The following is a 15,736-nucleotide window of genomic DNA, read 5'->3' as shown; positions in this document are numbered from 1 at the left end:
GACCAACCCGACGCCCCAGCCGTCCACGCCCAGTTCGACCGGCTGCTGGACTACGTCACCGAGAAACTCCCCGCGGTCGCCGAGCACCTCGGCGCAGCTCGAGAGGACATCTTGGCGTTCACCAGCTTCCCCAAGGACGTGTGGAACCAGATCTGGTCCAACAACCCCGCTGAACGGCTCAACCGCGAGATCCGGCGCCGCACCGACGCCGTCGGGATCTTCCCCAACCGCGATGCCATCGTCCGGCTCGTCGGCGCGGTCCTGGCCGAGCAGACCGACGAATGGGCCGAAGGCCGCCGCTACCTCGGACTGGAGGTCCTGGCACGCTGCCGCATGAACATCGTGCCCACCACCGACCCCGAGATCGGAGCCGAACACCTACCCGCCCTCACCGCCTGAACTATCAAGAAGGAGAACCGAGCGCTACACCACTACCCGGGACTTGACCTGACCCAGACGTTACCAGCGGCACTTTCCCATGGTCACAATGCTCTTCCCTTGGCAGAGCTCGTAGTCCTCCTCGACATGGAGGCCAGCCGCGGACCGCAGAGCGATGGCCTTCCGATCACCGCGTCGCTGCCTGCTTCGACGCCCGCGTCCGAGCGCGACGCCCCCGTCGGACCCGTCCGGTGATGCGACCGGGACAGGCACCGCTCCGGGTGGCCATCGGTCGGTGAGGAGTCGTCCGCGACCTCCTTGACTGCGACACCGGCTCGCGCCGCAGTGACCAGGAAGGACCCGGCTGCTCGCACCGCAGCCGATGCCAACTAGGATCGACAGGTAGTCGAGAAGGAGGCAGCCACCATGGCCCGTCAGGAGCAGCAGCGCCGGAGCGAGCGCGAGCCGGAGGAGCCGACGCCGCCGCCGCTGCCCGCAGCCGCGAGCGCGCAGACCCAGGCCGCCGAGCTGGACGACCTCCTCGGGGAGATCGACTCCGTCCTCGAGACGAACGCCGAGTCCTTCGTGCGCGGCTTCGTGCAGAAGGGCGGGCAGTGAGCCTCGCTCCCCGCATCATCGGCATCGAGACCGAGTACGGGATCACCGTCGACGGCGCCCGTCGTCCGGACAGTGGCCCCCCGATCGGTGCCGACGAGGCCGCCCGCTACCTCTTCCGCAAGGTCGTCGAGTGGGGCCGCTCGTCCAACGTCTTCCTCCGCAACGGCGGCCGTCTCTACCTCGACGTCGGCTCGCACCCCGAGTACGCGACGGCGGAGTGCGACGACGTGCGCGACGTCGTCGTCCAGGACCGTGCCGGTGAGGCGATCCTCAACGACCTCGCCGAGGACGCGACCGCGCGGCTGGCCGAGGAGGGCATCGGCGGGCGCGTCCACCTGCTGAAGAACAACGTCGACTCCGCGGGCAACGCCTTCGGCTGCCACGAGAACTACCTCGTGCGCCGCCGCCGCGACTTCCAGCGGACCGTCGACCAGCTCGTGCCCTTCTTCGTCACCCGGCAGATCCTCACCGGCGCCGGTGCGGTGCGTGAGACCGCGGGCGGCGCGACGTACTGCTTCTCCCAGCGCTCGGAGCACCTGTGGGACGCGATGAGCTCGGCGACCACCCGCTCCCGGCCGATCATCAACTCCCGCGACGAGCCGCACGGGGACCCCGACCTCTACCGGCGCCTCCACGTCATCTCCGGCGACTCCTCGGTGGCCGAGACGACGACGCTCCTCAAGCTCGGCATGACCGCGCTCCTCCTCGACCTCCTCGAGTCCGGTGAACGGCTCGACGACCTCCTCCTCGTCGACCCGATGCGCTCCATCCGTGACGTCTCCCGTGACCTCACCGCCACGACGCCCCTCGAGCTCGCCTCCGGCCGCCGGCGCAGCGCCCTGGAGATGCAGGAGGAGTACCTCGAACGGGTCCTCGCGCACACCGCGGGCATGACGCTGCGACCCGTCGAGCAGCAGGCGCTCGAGCTGTGGGAGCGCGGGCTGCGGGCACTGCGCACCGGCGACCACTCGCTCGTCGACACCGAGCTCGACTGGGCGATCAAGGAGCGCCTCGTCGAGCGGTACCGCGCCGGCAGCGGTGCCGGGCTCACCGACATGCGGGTCCAGCGCCTCCTCCTCGCCTACCACGACATCTCGCCCACCGACGGGCTGGCCGACAAGCTCTGCGCCCGCGGGCTCATGGCCCGCGTCGCCACGGACGAGGAGATCGCCACGGCACGGACCACCCCGCCGCAGACCACCCGCGCCAAGCTCCGCGGGGACTTCGTCGCCGCCGCGCAGGAGCGCCGCCGCGACCACACGGTCGACTGGGTGCACCTCAAGCTCAACGACGCCACCCAGCACACCGTCCTGTGCAAGGACCCGTTCGCGAGCAGCGACGAGCGGGTCGCCGCGCTCATCGCCGCGATGGGGACCTGAGGTGGTCCGCGTGCGCGCGCTCGTGGCCGGCCTGCTGGCCGTCCTCGTCCTCACCGGCTGCTCCGACGAGCCCGAGGCGCCGGTCGAGGAGCCGCCGACGATTGCGGTGACCGGTGCCTTCGGCCGCCCACCCGTCGTGAGCTTCGAGACGCCGCTGGAGCTGACCGAGGAGGACAGCGAGGTCCTCGTCGAGGGGGAGGGGCGCCAGCTGCGTGACGGCGGCCCGGTGCTCCTCGCGCTGAGCGCCTACGACGGCGACACCGGCGAGCCGCTGCCCGACCGCGGCGCCGGCACCGCCCGCACCCTGCTCCTCACCCCCGAGCAGGTGGGCGAGGACGTCCACCCCCTCCTCGTCGGCACCCCCGAGGGCAGCCGCCTGCTCGTCACCCAGCCGGTGAGCGACGACGACGGCGAGCGGATGCTCGTCCTCGTCATCGACGTCCTCCACACCGTCGCGCAGGGGGAGGAGCTCGAGCCGCAGGAGGGGATGCCCACCGTCACGCAGGACGACGACGGCGTCAGCGTCGCCCTGCCCGACACCGACCCTCCGGCGTCGCTCGAGGTCGACACCGTCATCCGTGGCGACGGGCACCAGGTGGCGCCCGGGCAGGCCATCACGGTGCAGTACCAGGCCGTCACCTGGCCCGGCGGTGACATCTACGACTCGACGTGGGCCGACGGCCAGGTCCCGCGCACGATCCTCGTCAACGACACCTTCACCGGCCTGCGGGACGGGCTGGTCGACCAGACGGTCGGCTCACGGGTGCTCGTCGTCGTCCCGCCCGAGCTGGGCAACGGGACGCAGACCCTCGTCTTCGCCGTCGACATCCTCGCCGCCTCCGACGTCGAGGAGGACGTCGAGCCGAACTAGCCGGCACCAGCGGCGTCGAGCGGACTTCCGAGCAGCGGTGGGGAGAGGGTCGACGGCAGGCTGGTGGCGGCGCGCGGAGAGCCCGTGCGGTCCAGACCGTGGGGCGGCAGGCTGTGGCAGGTCGAGGAGCCCACCGGAGGACGACGTGGAACGACCACCCCCACCCGACGTGCTCGCTGCCTTCGGCGCGACCGCGCCGCTCGAGCCACTCGCCGGCGGCCGGCGGCGGGTGTGGCGGTCCGGTGAGATCGTGCTCAAGCGGCTCGACGTCTCGGAGGAGGAGCTGCGCTGGCGGGACGCCGTGCTCACGGAGCTCGACGGCGCGGCCGACCTCCGGGTGGCGCCGGCCGTGCGGTCCACGGACGGCGGGCTCGTCGTCGGGGGCTGGACGGCCTGGCGCCACGAGCCGGGCGCACCGCCGCGCGTCGAGCAGTACGAGGACGTCATCGCCGCCGGTCGCCTCCTCCACCGCCACCTGGCCCGCGTGGCGAAGCCGTCGTTCCTCGGCCGCCGCGACCACGCGCGGGCGGTGGCCGACCGCGTCGCATGGGGTGAGCGGGACGTGGACGACGACGGCGGCCGCCTCCCGCACGTGCGTGCCCTCCTCGCGGCGCGGCGGCCGGTAGAGCTGGCGGACCAGCTCGTCCACGGCGACCTCACCGACAACATCCACCTCCACCCGGAGCTGGCGCCGCTCGTCCTCGACCTCACGCCGTACTGGCGACCGCCGTCGTACGCGACGGCGGTGGTCGTGGCAGACGCCGTCGTCTTCCGGGGCGCACCCCTCGACCTGGTCGAGCGGGTCCGCGCCGTCGAGGCGGAGCACTTCGCGCAGCTCCTCGTGCGGGCGCTGCTCTTCCGGTCGGTGACCGACCACCTCCTCGCACCGGAGAAGGACGCGCAGTGGGTCGAGTGGTTCGGGCCGGTGTCACGCCACGTCGCGGGCATCGCCCTGCCCTGAGGCCTACGGCGCCGCAGGGAAGAGCTCGCCGTAGAGGGGCAGCTGCGGCAGCGTGTTCGCCAGCATGAGCGCGAGGAGGAAGGCCCAGCCGCCGGTGAGTCTGCGCGTGGCCGGTCGGGCACCGCGCCTCCACAGCGGGACCGGCTCGACGAGCACGAAGACCAGCGCGGCGGGCGGCACGGACCACAGCAGCCAGAACCACGCCCACCGCGAGGCGAGCCGCGGCGCCGTCCCGCCGACGAGGAGGACGAGTGCCACGAGGGCCCCGATCCCATGAAGGCTCCACGTGGTGCCGCCGACGGGGTGGTCGGCCGTGACCTCCACCCGGGCTCCCGAGCTCTCGGCGGCGCGGACGATCTGCGCGCCCTCGTCCACGCGGAGGCCTGGCTCGGTGGAGTAGTCGTAGGAGGCGCGGCCCGGCCGGCCCTCGCCCTCCCACCGAACCTGGTAGCTGCCGCTGCCGATCCCGGCGAGCTCGGGCCGTTCGACCGTCACCTGGGTGACCTCGCCGGCGTCGAGCGCAGCGAAGAGGTCGTCGACCGTCCGCTGCGCGGGTGTCTGGTAGAGAGCGACCCATCCCACGACGATGGAGATGGCCGCGGCGACCCGGACGACGAGCACCCACGTGCGCTGCTGGGCGGTGCCGAGCGTCTCGACGCCGGACCACACCGCGTCCGCCAGCCCCACCTCGCGCCGCCCCATGGTGACACCCTAGCGGCCCGACACGCCGGGACGGGAACGGATGGACGCGGATGTCCCGGCCCTCGTGGCGCGCCCGTGAACCACTACATCTAGTGGTGATTTTTCACGATTACCCCCAGGGGTAGTGTCTGGGTGTCCCCGAACAACACCGTTGTCATCCGTCCGGAAAGGTCATGCACGCCATGTCCACCATCCTCACGTACGCCGTCGTCGCCCTGCTCGCCGTCGCGTCGGTCGCGTGGCGCGACCTCAACCTCAACACCTTCCTCGCGCCGGGCGTCGAGCTCGTCACCGTGCTCGCCGTCGTCTGCGCGATCCTCCTGCCCCGCACGCTCGCGGTCGCTGTGCCGCTGCTGACGGTCGCCGTCGGCGACGTCCTCCTCGGCTCGCACTCGGTGATCTTCCTGTACGTCTGGGCCGCCTGGGTGGCCGTCGCCGCCGGCGCGCTGGTCCTGCGCCGCACCCGGTCCGCCCGCTCGACGGCGCTCGTCGGTCTCGGCGTCGGCGCCGGCTCCTCCACGCTCTTCTTCCTCGTGACGAACGTCGGGACGTGGATGCTCGGCCGGGGGGAGTGGGTCGCGGACTCCGCGGCCGGCCTCCTGTCGACCTACGCGATGGGCCTGCCCTTCTTCCTCTACCCGCTGCTCGCCAACGTCGTCCTCGTCCCGGCGGCCGCCGTCGCCGCCCACGCCCTGCGCGCGCACCAGGACGCTCCCGCACCCACTCTCCAGCCCGCCCGCTGACCTCTGCAGAAAGCCGCGCCATGCTCTCCTTCCAGCTCCCCGACCCCGTCGTCGCCCCGTACGCCGAGCGCACCGTCCCCTGGGGGTACGCCGACGCCGCCGGCAACTCCCTCGGCGAGATCACCTTCCTGCGCACCTACTCCCGACAGCGCGAGGACGGCACCAAGGAGCGCTGGCACGAGGTCTGCCGACGCGTCGTCGAGGGGATGTTCTCGATCCTCAAGGACCACATGCGCGGCCAGCGGCTGCCGTGGGACGAGGCGGCCGCCCAGGAGACGGCCCGTGACGCCTACGAGCGGCTCTTCGAGCTCAGGTGGACCCCGCCCGGCCGCGGGCTGTGGGTCATGGGCACGCCGCTGGTGAACGCGCTGGGCAACTCCGCCCCGCTGCAGAACTGCGCCTTCGTCTCGACCGACGACATGACGGCGCAGCAGCCCTCGGCACCCTTCACCTTCCTCATGGAGGCCTCGATGCTCGGGGTGGGCGTCGGCTTCGACACCGCCGGTGCCCGCAAGGGCTTCACCATCCACGACGCCGTCGTCCACGAGCCGCTGGCCCCCTTCGCGCTCGACGGCGAGGGCCGGGCGCTCCCGCCCGTGGTCGACGCGGGAGCTCCTGTCCACCCGATCCCGGACACCCGCGCGGGCTGGGTGGACTCGACAGCCCTCGTCATCAACGCCTTCCTGCGCGGTGACGAGCTGCCGGCGCTCGACTACTCCGCGATCCGCCCCAAGGGGGCCCCGATCCGCACCTTCGGTGGCACCGCTGCCGGGCCGGAACCGCTCCACCGCCTTCACACCTCCCTGCGCGGAGTGTTCGCCGGCCGCGGCGGGCAGGTGCTGACCACCCGGGACATCGCCGACGTCGGCAACCTCATCGGCGTGTGCGTCGGGGCCGGCAACGTCCGCCGCTCCGCCGAGATCCTCCTCGGCGAGGTCGACGACCCGGTCTTCCTCGACCTCAAGAACCCCGAGGTCTTTCCCGAGCGCAACTCCTACGACCCGGCGCAACCGGGTTGGGCGTGGATGTCGAACAACTCCGTCGTCGTCGAGACCGGGACGGACCTGGCTCCTGTCACCGCTGCCATCGCCCGCAACGGTGAGCCCGGCGTCATCTGGATCGACACGACCCGCAGCTTCGGGCGACTGTCCGACCCGGCCGACCACCGCGACTGGCGCGCCGCGGGGTACAACCCTTGCGCCGAGCAGCCGCTGGAGTCCTTCGAGTGCTGCACGCTCGTGGAGACCTTCCCCTCGCGGGCCGCGTCCAAGGAGGACTACCTCGCCACGCTCAAGGTCGCCTTCCTCTACGGCAAGGCGGTGACGCTGCTGCCGACCCACTGGGAGGCGACCAACGCCGTCATGCAACGCAACCGGCGGGTGGGCACCTCGATGTCCGGGATCGCGGACTTCGCCGACAACCACGGCCTGGACACCGTGCGGGAGTGGATGGACGAGGGCTACCGGTTCGTCCGGGCGTGGGACACCGAGCTCTCCGAGACGCTCGCCGTGCGCGAGTCGATCAGGACGACGACGGTCAAGCCGTCCGGCACGGTGAGCATCGTCGCCGGTGTCTCACCCGGTGTGCACTGGGCGCCGGGTGGCACGTACTTCAACCGGGCGATCCGCTTCCGCAACGAGGACCCGCTCGTCACGCTCTTCCGGGCGGCCGGCTACCGGGTCGAGCCCGCGGTCGAGGACCCGGCGGGCACCTCGGTCATCTTCTTCCCCGTCCGGTCCGCGGCCCATCGCTCGGACAAGGACGTGCCCCTGCGGGAGAAGGCGGAGCTCGCGGCCCTGGCCCAGGCCTACTGGTCGGACAACTCGGTGTCGGTCACGCTGTCCTTCGACCCGGAGACGGAGGGCGAGCAGGTCGGTGAGGTGCTGCGCGACTTCTCCGGACGACTCAAGACGGCGTCCTTCCTGCCGCAGGGCGACTTCGTCTACCCGCAGATGCCCTACACGCAGATCACCGAGGAGGAGTACGAGGCGGCCACCCGGTCACTGGTCCCGGCCTTCCTCGACGCGGTCTACGACGGCGACATGGAGACGATCGACGCGATCGGCGAGGCCTTCTGCGACACCGGTGACTGCGAGCTCGACGAGATCAAGATCAACGCCGGGTTCGCCTCCTGAGCAGTCGCCCGGCCGCCGGTCCGCCGGCGGCCGGGCCGGTCAGTCCCGGCTCTCGTCGGGCTCCGCCGGATCGTCCTCACCCGTGGACCAGCCGTTCGCCGGGACCGCCCCGAAGGCGGCACCGAGGGCGATGCCCACGCCGATGAACGCCCAGTTGTCCAGGAGCAGGGACAGGACTACACCCACGGGCACCCCGAGCGCGACCCCGATGGCCAGGCGGTTGTCGTCCGAGGTGGGCTGGTCGTCGTCGTCCATGCGCGTACCCTGCCACGACCCTCAGGCCGGGCGCACCGAGGACTCGAGCACCTCGGTGACGACGGCCTCCGGTTCCGTCTCCAGATCGACGATCGACGACACGAGCACGCCGGGAGCCGCCAGCCGCCGCCACGGACCCGCGACACCGTAGGCGAGGACGACGCCGTGCACGTGCCTGAGCTCGGCACCCCACCGGCCGGCGACCTCGGCCGCGACATCGCCGCAGTCCTGGGACTGGAGGGCGGTGACGGGGGACTCGTGCGGGGGCTCCCGTCTCGACCACGAGCGCAGCTCCGGGTGGAGCAGGGTGCACGCGCGCTGCAGCTCCGGGCTGCCCGACAGCGCCGCGAAGTCGGGCGGCGAGCCCAGCGCCGCCTCCCGTTCCGCCGCCTGCTCGCGGTGCCACGCGAGCGGGACACCGGTCACGCGGGCGCCGTGGTACCGAGCCTCGTGGGCCAGCGCTGCTCGCCACCACGCCTGCCACTGCTCGGCCGCGCGCGCCCGCTCGGCAGCGGTGAGGAGGTCACGGTGGTCGGGCGCTGCCGGGTCGAGCGGCGGTGGCGCCGTCGGCTCGTCGACCTCCAGCCGCAGCGCGTCACGGACGAACAGCTCGAACGGACGTGCGTCCTGGGAGATGCTGAGCATCCGCCCGCTCGGGCGCCCCTCCTCGTCCACGCCTAGGCCGTGCCCTGCCGGCGGACCATCTCCGCGATCCACACGGGCGCGTAGGGCGAGGTGCAGTTCGCGGGCGTGGGGTAGTCCTCGAGCACCCGCAGCCGCTCGCCGATCGCCACGGCACGGGAGCGGTGCTCCGGGTGCTCGATGCCGATCTGCGCGAGGCACTGGTTCATCGCCCACTGCAGCCGGTCGGGCGCGTCCCTCATCTCCGCCTCGATGACGTCGAGGAGACCACCGAGGTCCAGGCCCTCCGGCCTCTTGGTGACGCGGTCTCTGGTGAGGGCCCAGCCCGCGCTCGCCACGACGGGGTCGGGGTCACCGAGCCAGGCACGACGGAGGTCCTCGACGTGCGGGCTCCTGCGCACGACGTAGGACACCAGCCAGTCGTGGACCTTCGGGCTGCGCGCCTCGCGCAGCATCGTGTCGAGCTCGTCCCGGTCGTAGGCCTTGGGACGGCTGACGAGGACGGCGAGGAGCCGCGCGGCCGTGTCCTGGGTCCGCCACAGCGCCCGGGCGAGGTCGGGCTGCGTCTTGAGCCGCTTGGCGACGGCGCGCAGCTGGCCGAGATTGACGCCGTGGTCGTCGCCGCGGCGCGCGTTGGCCTCCCGGACCTGAGGGTCCTCCAGGGCGGCCAGCTCGGCCATCACGTCGTCGACGGTCACGTCGGTCATCTACGCCTCCTGCTCGGGTGACGCCAGCCTAGGTCGTCGCTCGGCTCAGGGGCGACGTCGTCGCCGTCGTCCTGGAGGTAGACGAGTCCGTTGCCGTCCGGGTCGGTGAAGGGGCCACACCCCGCGCCCGTGAATTGGGCAAGCGCTCAGGCCATCGCGTCGGTGAACTGGGCGACGGCGTCGGGGGAGCCCTGGACCTCGACCTCGGCGCGCTCCCCGCGGCCCATGAGGTAGAGCGCGAGGTCCACCGGGTCGCCGACGACGGCCACCGAGTCGGCCCCGCGCCGCACCACGGCGCGCGGGCCGGCCGTGCTGACGAGGACCACGCCCACCGGGGACCTCCGCGCCGCCGCCCGTCCCATGACGGCGAGCTGTCGCCAGACGGCGTCGCGCATGTCGCCCGGCAGCCGGCGCGGCGGCCGGGGGGAGTCGCCCGCGCGGCGCAGGTCCTCGTGGTGGACGACGAACTCGACGAGGTTGGCGGCGTCCCCGAGGAAGCGGGTGGGGCGCAGGCCGTCGGTGCCGAGCAGCTCGTCGACGAGCGCCGCGTACCCGCCCGGTGTGCTCGCCGCGCGGGCCACCTCGGACTGCCGCGGCTCCTCACCGGGATCCGGCTTCTTCGTCATGTCGAGGGCTATGACCCAGGGCCGGGTCTCCCGCAGGACGAGGTGGGCGAGCAGGTCCTCGCTGCGCCAGCCCTCGCACAGGGTCGGCGCACCGGACCCGACCTCCCGGAAGGTGGCGGCCAGCGCCTGGCGCTCCGCCTCGCTCCACCTGGCACGTGACACGTGGGTACTCCGTCCTGTCGAGGGGTGGCCGCAGAGGGCCGGACCCCACGCTAGGCGTAGGGCGCGGTCAGCGCACCGGCACGCCCGCGGCGCGCATCTCGGCCTTGACGTCACCGACCGTGAGCGTGCCGAAGTGGAAGACGGAGGCGGCGAGAACCGCGTCGGCCCCCGCCTGCGCGGCCTCGGTGAAGTGCGCGGCCGTGCCCGCACCGCCGGAGGCGATGAGCGGCACCCGCATCTCCGCGCGCACGGCCGTGAGCATCTCGAGGTCGTAGCCGTCCTCGGTGCCGTCGGCGTCGATGGAGTTGAGGAGGATCTCCCCGGCGCCGCGCTCGGCGGCCTCGACGGCCCACGCGACGGCGTCGATGCCGGTACCGCGGCGACCGCCGTGGGTGGTGACCTCGTAGCCCGAGGGCGTCGTGGCGCCGTCGCGGCAGCGGCGCGCGTCCACGGACAGCACGATGACCTGGCGCCCGAAGCGCTCGGCGACCTCGCTGAGCAGCTCGGGGCGCGCCACGGCGGCGGTGTTGACGCCCACCTTGTCGGCGCCGGCGCGCAGCAGGCGGTCCACGTCCTCCACCGCGCGCACCCCGCCGCCCACGGTCAGCGGGACGAAGATCTCCTCGGCGGTGCGGGAGACGACGTCGAGCGTGGTCGCACGGTCCTGCGTGGAGGCGGACACGTCGAGGAAGGTGATCTCGTCGGCGCCCTCGGCGTCGTAGCGGCGCGCCAGCTCGACCGGGTCACCGGCGTCTCGCAGGTTCTCGAACTTCACGCCCTTGACGACGCGTCCCGCGTCGACGTCCAGGCAGGGGATCACGCGCACGGCCACACTCATCGTTCCTCCAGAATCACGGCTGGGCTGAGCCTAACCGCCCGCGCCCGACGGCGGCCGGTACCGTTCCCGGGTGACCCCCCTCGAGCGTGTCCTCGCCCTGCTCCCGGCGAGCCCGACGCCCGCCCGCCCCTTCGTCCTGGGCATCGACGGCCGGTCCGGGTCGGGCAAGACGAACCTCGCGGCCGCCGTCGCCGGCCACGTGACCGGTGCGCAGGTCCTCGCCCTCGAGGACGCCTACCGCGGCTGGGGCGGCCTGCGCGAGGGCGTGGAGGAGATCGCCAGCGGCGTGCTCGCCGAGCTGCGCGCCGGCCGCACCGGCGCCTACCGCCGCTACGACTGGGCTCGCGGGGAGCTGGGCGGCACGGTGCCGGTGGGGCCCAGCGCCGTCGTCGTCCTGGAGGGGTGCGGCGCGGGCTCGCTGCCGTGCGCGCCCTACGTCGACGCGCTCGTGTGGCTCGAGGCCCCCGAGCACGAGCGCCACCACCGCGCCATGGCCCGCGACGACGGCGCGTGGCTGGACCAGTGGTCGACGTGGGCCGCGCAGGAGAGCGCGCTGCTCGCCGAACGGGACGCGCGCGCGGCGGCCGACCTCGTCCTCGAGACCTCGACGGAGTAGTGAACGGCAGGTGGCCGGCAGCCCACGGGTCTACCGTGGGGGTATGGCCACCGTCGGTGAGAACGTGCTGCTCCCCGCGACCTACGACGCCGTGTGGACCCTCGTCGCCGTCGCGATCCTCGTGGCGCTCACTCTCGTGCTCACCGCTGCCGTCCGGATGATGCGGCAGCGCACGGCCGGGGACACGGTGGCACGGGTGCAGGCGCTGGCCGCGCTCCACGCGTCCGGCGCGATCAGCGACGAGGAGTACGAGCGGCGCCGCGAGCGGCTGCTCGACCAGCTCTGAGCCGCGCGGGTGCCCACGGGCGCGCTGTGCGAGGATTGTCCGCGGCCCGGGTCCCCGACGCGGGCCGCACCCGTCGCCGGACCTGAGGAGCAGACCGCCGTGCCGGAGACCACCACCCGGACGCGGCGCTTCGAGCCCGGCCCCGGACCGCGGCCCTACCGCCTGCCCGGGGGGACGCTGCGCCGCTCCCTCACCCTCATGGGCCGCGGCATGCGCGACTCCCCGCGCACCTCGGCCCTCGCCGTCGCCAGCTCGGTGCTCTACGGCCTCGGCACCGTCGGCTCGGGCCTCCTCCTCGGTCAGGTGACCGACCGCGTCATCACCCCCGCCCTCACCGGCGACGACGTGCCCACCTCCCACATCTGGCTCGCCGGCCTCGGGCTGCTCCTCGTCGGTCTCGTCACCGCCGCCGCCGTGGCCGGGCGGCGCGTGTGGGCCGGCGCCGCCGTCTACGAGATCCAGGCCGCGCACCGGCTGCGCGTCACCCGCCAGTACCTGCGGCTGCCGATGTCCTGGCACCGGCGCCACCCCGCCGGCCGGCTGCTGTCCAACGCGAACGCCGACGCCGAGGCCGCCTCCGGCGTGTTCATGCCGCTGCCCTTCGCCATCGGCGTCGCCGTCATGCTCGTCGTCGCCGGCGCCGCGATGCTCGTCGCCGACCCGCTCATGGGCGCCATCGGTGTGAGCGTGCTGCCCGTCGTCGTCATCGTCAACGCGGTGTTCCGGCGGCAGATGTCCCCGCGCGTGGCCGCCTCCCAGCGGCTGCGGGCGGAGGTCTCCGACGTCGCCCACGAGTCCTTCGAGGCCTCCCTGCTCGTCAAGTCTCTCGGCACCGAGGCCGTCGAGGAGCGCCGCTTCTCGGCGGTCACCGAGCGGCTGCAGGACGCGAACATCGAGATGGGCAAGGTCCGCGCGGTCTTCGACCCGATCATCGAGTTCCTGCCCTCGGTGGCCACCCTCGCCGTCGTCGCGGTCGGTGCCGGGCAGGTCTCCCGCGGCGCCGCGGACACCGGTGACCTCGTGATGATCGCCTACCTCCTCACGCTCATGACCTTCCCGGTGAGGGCGATCGGCTTCGTGCTCGCCGAGCTGCCCCGCTCGACGGTGGGCCACGACCGCCTCTCCTACGTCGTCGACGCCCAGGGCTCGATGCCCGAGGGCCGCGGCGCCCTGGACGGGCGGGGCGGGCTCACGCTCGACGTCGAGCACGTCACCCTCGAGGTGCCCGCACGGCTGGTCCCGAGCGAGATGGGGGAGCAGGACGGCGGGCCCGGGAGCGGGACCGTCGCCCTCCTGCGCGACGTGAGCCTGCGCGTGCCCGCGGGCCGGACGGTCGCCGTCGTCGGCCCCACCGGCTCGGGCAAGTCCACGCTCACCACCCTCGTCGCCCGCCTCGTCGACCCCACGGCCGGGCGGGTGCTGCTCGACGGCGTCGACGTGCGCGAGCTCAGCCACGCCGAGCGCACCCGGCAGGTCGCCCTCGTCAGCCAGTCGACCTTTGTCTTCGACGACACGATCCGCGGCAACGTCGCCCTCGACGACGGCGCGACGGTCCCCGACGAGGAGGTGTGGGCCGCGCTGCGCACCGCCCGTGCGGAGGGCTTCGTCCGGGCGCTGCCCGCCGGGCTCGACACGGTCGTGGGGGAGCGTGGTGCCACCCTCTCCGGCGGCCAGCGCCAGCGTCTCGCCATCGCGCGCGCCCTCGTGCGCCGCCCGCGCCTGCTCGTCCTGGACGACGCGACCAGCGCCGTCGACCCCGTCGTCGAGCAGGAGATCCTCGCCGGCCTCGGCGCCGGCAGCGGGGTCAGCGTCCTGCTCGTCGCCTACCGCACCGCGACCATCGCGCTGGCCGACGAGGTCGTCCACCTCGAGCGCGGCCGCGTCCTCGACGTCGGCACCCACGAGGAGCTCATGGCCCGCGACCCCGGCTACGTCGAGCTCGCCTCGAGCTACGCCCGCCGCAGCGCCGAGCAGGAGGAGGCCCGATGAGCTCGACCATCTCCGCGTCCTCCGAGCTGGGCGTCGTCGCGACCGTCCGCCGCGGGCTGCAGCTGTCCCCGGCGATGCTCGAGGGCATCGGCCGGACCCTCGCCCTGGCGGTGGTGGCGACCGCCGGGCGCGTCGTCGTGCCGGTCGTCATCCAGCAGGTCACCGACAACGCGATCATGGCCGACGGCGGACCGGACGTGCCCGTCGTCGTGCGTGTCGCCCTGCTCGCCCTCGCGTTCGTCCTCGTCGCCGGGCTGGCGAGCTCGGCCGTCAACATCCGGCTCTTCCGGGCGAGCGAGCGCGGTCTGGCGCAGCTGCGCACCCGCACCTTCCGCCACGTCCACGACCTCTCGGTCCTCACGCAGAACGCCGAGCGGCGCGGCTCGCTCGTCTCGCGCGTCACCAGCGACGTCGACACGGTGTCCCGCTTCGTCCAGTTCGGCGGGCTCCAGCTCATCCTCAACATCGGCCAGCTGCTCGTGGCGACGGTCGCGATGCTCGTGTACTCGCCGCTGCTCGCGCTCGTCGTGTGGCTGTGCTTCTCGCCGATGTTCCTCCTGGCCCCGCGTGCACAGCGCGTCATCTCCCGTGCGTACGGGGCGGTGCGCGTCAAGGTGGGCGTCATGCTCGGTGCGATCTCCGAGTCGATCGTCGGCGCGGAGACGATCCGCGCCTACGGCGCCTCCGAGCGGACCCAGCGCCGCATCGACGACGCCGTCCAGGACCACCGCGCCGGTGCCATCAAGGCGCAGACCTTCACCGCCCTCGCGTTCTCCACGGGCATGGCGTTCTCCGCGCTCGCCCTCGGGGCGACGGTGGTGACCGGGACCTTGCTCGCGCTGGACGGGCACCTCACGCTCGGGCAGCTCCTCGCGTTCCTCTTCCTCGTCCAGATGTTCACCGGGCCGGTGCAGAACGCGACCGAGATGCTCAACGAGCTGCAGAACGCCGTGGCCGGCTGGCGGCGGGTCATCGCCGTCCTCGAGACCCCCCTGTCGATCACCGACCCCGCAGCGACCCCCCTTCCCGCCGACAGCCCCCGTGTCGCCGACGACGACGGCGGGCGGGCCGCCTCCGTCGAGTTCCGCGACATCCGCTTCGCCTACCCCGGCGGCCCGGAGGTCCTCCACGGCATCAACCTCACCGTCCCCCCGGGCACCTCGGTGGCGATGGTCGGGGAGACCGGCTCGGGCAAGACGACGCTCGGCAAGCTGCTCACCCGGCTCATGGACCCCACGAGCGGCGAGGTCCTCCTCGACGGCACCGACCTGCGCGAGCTGCCCCTCACCACGCTCCGCGGCCGGGTGGTGCTCGTCCCGCAGGAGGGCTTCCTCTTCGACGGCACCATCGCCGAGAACATCGCCTACGGGCGGCTGCCGCACACGCGCGCGGAGGTCGAGGCCGCCGTCGCCGAGCTTGGCCTCACCGACTGGCTCGCCACCCTCACCGACGGCCTCGACACGCCCGTCGGGCAGCGCGGGGAGTCGCTGTCGGCGGGGGAGCGCCAGCTCGTCGCGATCGCCCGCGCCTACCTCGCCGACGCGGACCTGCTCGTCCTGGACGAGGCGACCTCCGCCGTCGACCCCGCGACCGAGGGTCGCATCAGCCGTGCCCTCGCGCGCCTGCAGGCCGGACGCACGTCCGTGGCGATCGCGCACCGGCTCTCGACGGCGGAGGCGGCCGACCTCGTCGTCGTCGTGGACGCGGGCCACGTCGTCGAGGTCGGCCACCACCGCGAGCTCGTCGCCCGTGGCGGCGTCTACGCCCGCATGCACGCCAGCTGGGTCCGCCAGACCCGCTGACCCGCACCCGCCCCGCAAAGACAGCT

General features: G+C 73.3%; 17 protein-coding genes. 11 read left to right on the top strand and 6 right to left on the bottom strand.

The window, feature by feature from the left end:
- From DSZ44_RS04135 to DSZ44_RS04115, 5 genes are all read left to right on the top strand, one after another.
- Positions 1-399 (top strand): transposase (locus DSZ44_RS04135; RefSeq protein WP_181424525.1); only part of this gene is annotated, 399 nt, incomplete at its 5' end.
- Positions 400-804: 405 nt separating this feature from the next.
- Positions 805-996 (top strand): ubiquitin-like protein Pup, encoded by a 192-nt coding sequence (locus DSZ44_RS04130; RefSeq protein ID WP_110851260.1) that lies wholly within the window; start codon positions 805-807, stop codon positions 994-996.
- Positions 993-2,375 (top strand): Pup--protein ligase, encoded by a 1,383-nt coding sequence (gene pafA / locus DSZ44_RS04125; protein WP_110851259.1) that lies wholly within the window; start codon positions 993-995, stop codon positions 2,373-2,375. Before DSZ44_RS04130 ends, pafA begins: the two co-directional genes overlap by 4 nt.
- A gap of 10 nt (positions 2,376-2,385) precedes the next feature.
- Complete coding sequence (locus tag DSZ44_RS04120; RefSeq protein WP_146237473.1) at positions 2,386-3,246, top strand: FKBP-type peptidyl-prolyl cis-trans isomerase; 861 nt, start codon at positions 2,386-2,388, stop codon at positions 3,244-3,246.
- Between the two features lie 145 nt (positions 3,247-3,391).
- The gene (locus DSZ44_RS04115) at positions 3,392-4,207 is read left to right on the top strand and encodes a TIGR02569 family protein (RefSeq protein WP_146237472.1); all 816 of its coding nucleotides are present in this window, start codon (positions 3,392-3,394) and stop codon (positions 4,205-4,207) included.
- 3 nt (positions 4,208-4,210) lie between these two features.
- On the opposite strand, the gene DSZ44_RS04110 is transcribed toward DSZ44_RS04115, so the two are convergent.
- Positions 4,211-4,909: a hypothetical protein gene (locus tag DSZ44_RS04110; protein ID WP_110851256.1), complete on the bottom strand. Its 699-nt coding sequence runs from the start codon at positions 4,907-4,909 to the stop codon at positions 4,211-4,213.
- A gap of 182 nt (positions 4,910-5,091) precedes the next feature.
- On the opposite strand from DSZ44_RS04110, the gene DSZ44_RS04105 reads away from it, so the two are divergent.
- On the top strand, positions 5,092-5,652 hold the full coding sequence (locus DSZ44_RS04105) for a DUF6580 family putative transport protein (RefSeq protein WP_146237471.1): 561 nt from the start codon (positions 5,092-5,094) through the stop codon (positions 5,650-5,652).
- Between the two features lie 20 nt (positions 5,653-5,672).
- Positions 5,673-7,787, top strand: a complete 2,115-nt coding sequence (locus DSZ44_RS04100) for a glycyl radical enzyme family protein (RefSeq protein WP_110851254.1) — start codon at positions 5,673-5,675, stop codon at positions 7,785-7,787.
- 39 nt (positions 7,788-7,826) lie between these two features.
- On the opposite strand, the gene DSZ44_RS04095 is transcribed toward DSZ44_RS04100, so the two are convergent.
- The 5 genes from DSZ44_RS04095 to hisF form a co-directional block, all read right to left on the bottom strand.
- A complete protein-coding gene (locus DSZ44_RS04095; RefSeq protein ID WP_110851253.1) occupies positions 7,827-8,042 on the bottom strand; it encodes a hypothetical protein in 216 nt (71 codons plus the stop codon).
- A 21-nt stretch (positions 8,043-8,063) separates the two neighbouring features.
- Complete coding sequence (locus DSZ44_RS04090) at positions 8,064-8,717, bottom strand: hypothetical protein (RefSeq protein ID WP_110851252.1); 654 nt, start codon at positions 8,715-8,717, stop codon at positions 8,064-8,066.
- A gap of 2 nt (positions 8,718-8,719) precedes the next feature.
- Positions 8,720-9,391, bottom strand: a complete 672-nt coding sequence (locus DSZ44_RS04085; RefSeq protein ID WP_110851251.1) for a DNA alkylation repair protein — start codon at positions 9,389-9,391, stop codon at positions 8,720-8,722.
- Between the two features lie 146 nt (positions 9,392-9,537).
- On the bottom strand, positions 9,538-10,179 hold the full coding sequence (locus DSZ44_RS04080) for a TIGR03085 family metal-binding protein (protein WP_181424524.1): 642 nt from the start codon (positions 10,177-10,179) through the stop codon (positions 9,538-9,540).
- Between the two features lie 67 nt (positions 10,180-10,246).
- Positions 10,247-11,017 carry an imidazole glycerol phosphate synthase subunit HisF gene (hisF, locus tag DSZ44_RS04075; RefSeq protein WP_110851249.1) on the bottom strand — a complete coding sequence of 257 codons (771 nt, stop codon included), beginning with the start codon at positions 11,015-11,017 and terminating at the stop codon, positions 10,247-10,249.
- Positions 11,018-11,087: 70 nt separating this feature from the next.
- On the opposite strand from hisF, the gene DSZ44_RS04070 reads away from it, so the two are divergent.
- The 4 genes from DSZ44_RS04070 to DSZ44_RS04055 all read left to right on the top strand — a co-directional run bounded on the left by DSZ44_RS04070 (position 11,088) and on the right by DSZ44_RS04055 (position 15,710).
- A complete protein-coding gene (locus tag DSZ44_RS04070) occupies positions 11,088-11,633 on the top strand; it encodes a nucleoside/nucleotide kinase family protein (RefSeq protein ID WP_110851248.1) in 546 nt (181 codons plus the stop codon).
- A 43-nt stretch (positions 11,634-11,676) separates the two neighbouring features.
- On the top strand, positions 11,677-11,919 hold the full coding sequence (locus DSZ44_RS04065) for an SHOCT domain-containing protein (protein WP_110851247.1): 243 nt from the start codon (positions 11,677-11,679) through the stop codon (positions 11,917-11,919).
- Between the two features lie 99 nt (positions 11,920-12,018).
- Positions 12,019-13,908, top strand: coding sequence for an ABC transporter ATP-binding protein (locus DSZ44_RS04060; RefSeq protein ID WP_309146700.1), 1,890 nt, complete (start codon positions 12,019-12,021; stop codon positions 13,906-13,908).
- The gene (locus tag DSZ44_RS04055; RefSeq protein ID WP_110851246.1) at positions 13,905-15,710 is read left to right on the top strand and encodes an ABC transporter ATP-binding protein; all 1,806 of its coding nucleotides are present in this window, start codon (positions 13,905-13,907) and stop codon (positions 15,708-15,710) included. Before DSZ44_RS04060 ends, DSZ44_RS04055 begins: the two co-directional genes overlap by 4 nt.
- The last annotated feature ends 26 nt before the right edge of the window (positions 15,711-15,736 follow it).

This window comes from Georgenia satyanarayanai (assembly GCF_900116375.1).
Taxonomy (GTDB): domain Bacteria; phylum Actinomycetota; class Actinomycetes; order Actinomycetales; family Actinomycetaceae; genus Oceanitalea; species Oceanitalea nanhaiensis.
The sequence above is the reverse complement of the archived record's forward strand: the minus strand, read 5'-3'. Positions and strand labels throughout refer to the sequence as shown.

Excerpts from the sequence above, each read along its gene's own strand:
- DSZ44_RS04130 (WP_110851260.1), top strand. The coding sequence starts at position 805 with ATGGCCCGTCAGGAGCAGCAGCGCCGGAGCGAGCGCGAGCCGGAGGAG.
- DSZ44_RS04110 (WP_110851256.1), bottom strand. The coding sequence starts at position 4,909 with ATGGGGCGGCGCGAGGTGGGGCTGGCGGACGCGGTGTGGTCCGGCGTC.
- DSZ44_RS04105 (WP_146237471.1), top strand. The coding sequence starts at position 5,092 with ATGTCCACCATCCTCACGTACGCCGTCGTCGCCCTGCTCGCCGTCGCG.
- DSZ44_RS04100 (WP_110851254.1), top strand. The coding sequence starts at position 5,673 with ATGCTCTCCTTCCAGCTCCCCGACCCCGTCGTCGCCCCGTACGCCGAG.
- DSZ44_RS04095 (WP_110851253.1), bottom strand. The coding sequence starts at position 8,042 with ATGGACGACGACGACCAGCCCACCTCGGACGACAACCGCCTGGCCATC.
- DSZ44_RS04085 (WP_110851251.1), bottom strand. The coding sequence starts at position 9,391 with ATGACCGACGTGACCGTCGACGACGTGATGGCCGAGCTGGCCGCCCTG.
- hisF (WP_110851249.1), bottom strand. The coding sequence starts at position 11,017 with ATGAGTGTGGCCGTGCGCGTGATCCCCTGCCTGGACGTCGACGCGGGA.
- DSZ44_RS04065 (WP_110851247.1), top strand. The coding sequence starts at position 11,677 with ATGGCCACCGTCGGTGAGAACGTGCTGCTCCCCGCGACCTACGACGCC.
- DSZ44_RS04055 (WP_110851246.1), top strand. The coding sequence starts at position 13,905 with ATGAGCTCGACCATCTCCGCGTCCTCCGAGCTGGGCGTCGTCGCGACC.